This window comes from Streptomyces alkaliphilus (assembly GCF_014141535.1).
Lineage (GTDB): Bacteria > Actinomycetota > Actinomycetes > Streptomycetales > Streptomycetaceae > Streptomyces > Streptomyces alkaliphilus.
In genome coordinates this window covers 1-4,368 of the sequence record NZ_VKHT01000411.1, presented here as the reverse complement: position 1 = coordinate 4,368, position 4,368 = coordinate 1, and the positions used below count along the sequence as shown (strand labels likewise).

Genomic DNA, 4,368 nt, shown 5'->3' with positions numbered 1-4,368 from the left:
AATAGTACGACGCGTCAGTTGTGTATAAGAGACAGGAGCAGTTCGACCACCACCGTTCCCACCCCCGGCGCAGGCCGCCGCACCGCACGCCGATGGGGCGCCACCCTGGCCGGAATCCTCCTGGCGCTCACCGCGTCCGTGACCGCCGCTCCCACGGCCGTCGCCGACGGGCCCGGCACGGCCGGTGAAGCGGAGAGGGTCGGGCGGGCCGGGGCAGCAGGGAAGGCCGGGAAGGCCGGGAAAGGGGGACACCCCGGCGGTCGGGACCTCCCCCCGGTGGTCTTCGTGCACGGCTTCACCGGGGACCCCTCCAACTGGGCGACCGCGATGGACTCCTTCGAGGCCGCCGGCTGGGACCGCGACCGGCTCTTCGCCCTGCGCTACGACTGGTCGGCCTCCAACCGCGAGTCCGCGCGGGACCTCGCCGATCTGGTCGCCGAGGTCCGCCGGACCACCGGCGCGCGCCGGGTCGCCGTCGTCAACCACTCCATGGGCGGCCTCGTCACCCAGTGGTACGTGAAGAAGCTCGGTGGGCACCGGCACGTCGGCCACGTCGTCTCGCTGGCCGGCGCCCACCACGGCACCACCCGCGCGGCCGATTGCCTGCCCCTGGTGCCCTGTGCCGAGATGATCCCCGGCTCCCCCTTCCTGCGGGCCCTGGCCCGGGGCGACGAGACTCCCGGCGCCACCCGCTACGGCACCTGGTACTCGCCCTGCGACGGCGTCATCGTGCCCCACGACTCCACCCGTCTGCGCGGCGCGCTGAACCGCGAACTGCCCTGCGTGGACCACATCGCCTTCCTCACCGACCCCGGTGTGATGGCGGAGATCCAGCGGTTCGTCCGGCGGGGATGAACCGCGGGCCCGGCGGCGGGAGCGCCGGGCTCACGAACCGTCGGGAGCACGCCCGGGGACGCGCCTCCCGGCGGACCGCGCGGTCCCCGCACGACCGGTGACGAACCGGGCGTGCAGGGACCGCGCCATCGCGTCGGTCAGGGCCGCGATCTGATCGACCACCACCCGCAGCCGGGCCGCCTCGTCCGGTGCCGCCGCGTACAGCGCCCGGTACTGCGGGTCCAACCCCTCCGGGGCCCCGGCCACCAGCGCCTCCGCCAACTCGGCCAGCAGTTCCCGCTGCCGCGCGCGCACCCGTTCCTGCTCGGGTTGCAGCACCACGTACAGCCGGGCCACCGCCTTGAGCACGTCGCACTCCAGGCGCACTCCGCGCGGCACGATCAGTTCGGCGTCGTACCTGGTCAGCGGCCCGCTGCCGTACCGCATCCGGGTGGCCCCCTCCACCGCCAGGCAGAACCGGCCGATCAGCTGACTGGTGGCGTTCTTCAACCTGGCCTGCGCGCCGGCGGTGCCGTCGTAGTGGTGCGGCCACCACTCGGCCTCCAGCAGCCGGTCCAGCGCCTCCCCCGCCTCCGCCTCCGGCGTGCCGGGCGGCGCGTACAGTTCCAGGGCGAGGGCCAACACGTGCCGGCGCTCGGGTTCGGCGAGCAGCAGGTTGGGGTCCAGGTTTCCCGCGTGCAGGCCGTCCTCCATGTCGTGCACCGAGTACGCCACGTCGTCGGCCCAGTCCATCACCTGCGCCTCGAAACAGCGGCGGTCCCCGGGCGCGACCTCCCGCAGCCAGTCGAAGACCGGCAGGTCGTCGGCGTAGACGCCGAACTTCGCGGCGCCGGGCGCGTCCGGCCCCTCCGGGTGCCCGCCGCGCGGCCACGGGTACTTGGTCGCGGCGTCCAGAGCGGCCCGGGTGAGGTTGAGGCCGACCGGCTCCCCGATGTCCCCGCCCCGGAACCGCTTGGGCTCCAGGCGGGTGAGCAGCCGCAGGGACTGCGCGTTGCCCTCGAACCCGCCGCACGGCCCGGCCACCGCGTCCAGCACCCGCTCACCGTTGTGACCGAACGGCGGATGGCCGAGGTCGTGCGCCAGACAGGCCGTCTCCACCAGATCCGGATCACAGCCGAAGGAGGCGCCCAGCTCCCGCCCCACCTGCGCGCACTCCAGGGAGTGGGTCAGCCTGGTGCGGGGGCTGACATCCCGCGCGGGCAACGGATCCCCCGGGTCGGGGGTCACCACCTGCGTCTTGCCCGCCAGCCGGCGGAGCGCCGCCGAATGCAGGACCCGGGCGCGATCGCGCTCGAAGGCGGTGCGACCGGGCCGCTTGTCCGGCTCCGGGTCCCACCGCTCGGTGTCCGCCGGTCCGTAATGCCGCGCGCCCCGCTCCCGCTGCTCCATGGCACCGACCGTATCCCCCGGGGTGCCCACCACGCTCCGCACGGGGTGGGTGTCGGTGGCGCGTGGCAGGGTGGTTCCCGCGGACGGGGCCCGTGAGGAACCGCCGGGCGGAGGCGTTCCCTCCCCCGGATGCGTATCGGGAGGTGACGCGGGACCGGTGGGACCGCACGACACGCTCTTCGACCCGCCCGACGCGGGCGACGGTCCGGACTGGCCGGTGACGGTCGCGCCGGGCGCCGTCCACCTGCCCGGATGGCTGGACACCGACCGGCAGCGGCGGTTGCTCGCCGCCTGCCGCCGGTGGGCCCGGCCGCCCGCCGGCCTGCCCACCGTGCGCACCCCGCGCGGCGGCACGATGTCCGCCCGGCAGGTCTGCCCGGGATGGCACTGGTCCCCCTACCGGTACTCCCGGCATGTGGTGGACGGCGACGGCGCCCCGGTCAAGTCGTTCCCGCCGTGGCTGGACGCCCTGGCCCGCGAGGCGGTGGCCGACTGCGGACCGGAGGGGCCGGCCGTGCCGGCGGATGCCTACGACATCGCGCTGGTCAATTTCTACGACGCCGACGCCCGGATGGGGATGCACCGCGACGCCGAGGAGCGCTCGGACGCCCCGGTGGTCTCGCTCAGCCTCGGCGACACCTGCGTCTTCCGGTTCGGCAACCCGGAGAACCGGGGGCGGCCCCACACCGACGTGGAGCTGCGGAGCGGGGACGCCTTCGTCTTCGGCGGGCCGTCCCGCGCCGCGTACCACGGGGTGCCGCGCGTGCGCCCCGGCACGGCCCCGGCGTGGCTGGGCCTGACGGGGCGTCTGAACATCACCCTGCGGATGAGCGGCCTGGAGGGCCGAGCCCGGCCGGGCGGCGGTCGGCGCGGATGACCGACCGGCCCGGCCGGGCGGTGGTCGGTGCCCGTGGCCGGCGGCGCGACCCGGGGCCCGTCAACCGGCGCGGGGCGCGAGCGGTGCTGGGCGGCCTCCGCGCCCCGGACCGCGCTCCCTCCGTGCGGGGGCCGGGACCATGGCCGCTCCCCCGGCGACCCCCGTCCCCGGCGTCACACCTCGGACGGGAAACACGCGGTCGGCGCCCCGGGGCCGGCCCCGCCTCCCCGGCCACTCCCCCCGGCAGCCGGTCAGGTCGGGGTGTCGAGCACCGCCCCGGCCGGCGTGACCTCGTGCACCCGCACCGGCCGTCCGCAGCCGGGGTCCACCGTCTCCAGCACCGGCCGCATCCCCAGCTTCGCCATCACCCGCTCCGAGGCGTCGTTGCCGACCTGCGCGATGCTCACGATCCGCCGCAACCCGCACCGCTCGAAGCCGAACCGCAGGGCCGCGCGGGCGGCCTCGGTCGCCAGGCCCCGCCCCTGGAAGGGCCGGCCCAGCCGCCACCCCACCTCGACCGCCGGCAGCACCTCGGGCAGGAAGCGGGGCACGGCCAGGCCGGTGAAGCCGGCCGGTTCACCGGTGTCCGCGAGCTCCACGGCGAAGAGGCCGAACCCGTCGGTCTCCCAGTCCCGTTCCATCGCCTCGATGCCGGCCCGGGTGCTCTCGATGTCCCGCACCGAGCCGTCGCCGATCCAGCGCATCACCTCCGGGTCGGCGTTGATCGCCGCCATCGGGGCGATGTCCTCCTCCCGCCACCGCCGCAGCACCAGCCGCTCCGTCCGCACCACCGTCATGCACCCATCCTCACCCGGTGCCACCGCCGCCGGTACCCGTCCCGGGCAATCCGAAGGCGAGGCGGGCGGCGGCATCGAGGACGGCGCCGTACCGCTCCGGTGAGGCGACACCTGCGGCGGGCAGCGCCACAACCTCCCGCGCCGGGTCCCCGTTCCACGCCTCGGCGTTCACCCATCCCCCTCGGAAGAGCACCACGCGGAACTCCGCCCCTTCCGGGCCGGACACCCGAACACCGAGGGAGCCGGGGTCCCGCACCCGGGCCCGGTCGGTCTCGAAAGGGGCCGGCCACGGCGCGTCCCCGTCACGCCACGAGGGGGCATCCACCGTCAGGCCGGCGTCCCGCCAGGCGATTTCCCGCCGCACCACCACCGCGAACGCGGCATCGAGGTCCACCCCGTGCTCCATCGAGCCATCGTGGCACTCCCCGCCGGGAAGGTCGTACCCGAAGG

The 4,368-nt window shown here is 75.7% G+C and carries 5 protein-coding genes; 2 read left to right on the top strand and 3 right to left on the bottom strand.

Annotated elements, in window-relative coordinates:
- Nucleotides 1-138: 138 nt before the first annotated feature.
- Nucleotides 139-855 carry an esterase/lipase family protein gene (locus FNQ90_RS14000; protein WP_407699365.1) on the top strand — a complete coding sequence of 239 codons (717 nt, stop codon included), beginning with the start codon at nucleotides 139-141 and terminating at the stop codon, nucleotides 853-855.
- A 30-nt stretch (nucleotides 856-885) separates the two neighbouring features.
- Here the strand turns inward: FNQ90_RS14000 and FNQ90_RS13995 are convergent, their stop codons facing one another.
- On the bottom strand, nucleotides 886-2,244 hold the full coding sequence (locus FNQ90_RS13995; RefSeq protein ID WP_182606686.1) for a deoxyguanosinetriphosphate triphosphohydrolase: 1,359 nt from the start codon (nucleotides 2,242-2,244) through the stop codon (nucleotides 886-888).
- A 217-nt stretch (nucleotides 2,245-2,461) separates the two neighbouring features.
- Between FNQ90_RS13995 and FNQ90_RS13990 the strand changes: the two genes are divergently transcribed.
- On the top strand, nucleotides 2,462-3,121 hold the full coding sequence (locus tag FNQ90_RS13990) for an alpha-ketoglutarate-dependent dioxygenase AlkB family protein (RefSeq protein ID WP_323379955.1): 660 nt from the start codon (nucleotides 2,462-2,464) through the stop codon (nucleotides 3,119-3,121).
- Nucleotides 3,122-3,372: 251 nt separating this feature from the next.
- Here the strand turns inward: FNQ90_RS13990 and FNQ90_RS13985 are convergent, their stop codons facing one another.
- Complete coding sequence (locus FNQ90_RS13985) at nucleotides 3,373-3,918, bottom strand: GNAT family N-acetyltransferase (RefSeq protein WP_182606684.1); 546 nt, start codon at nucleotides 3,916-3,918, stop codon at nucleotides 3,373-3,375.
- A 10-nt stretch (nucleotides 3,919-3,928) separates the two neighbouring features.
- The coding region (locus tag FNQ90_RS13980; protein ID WP_228471162.1) for a hypothetical protein at nucleotides 3,929-4,368 on the bottom strand (440 nt) is incomplete at its 5' end.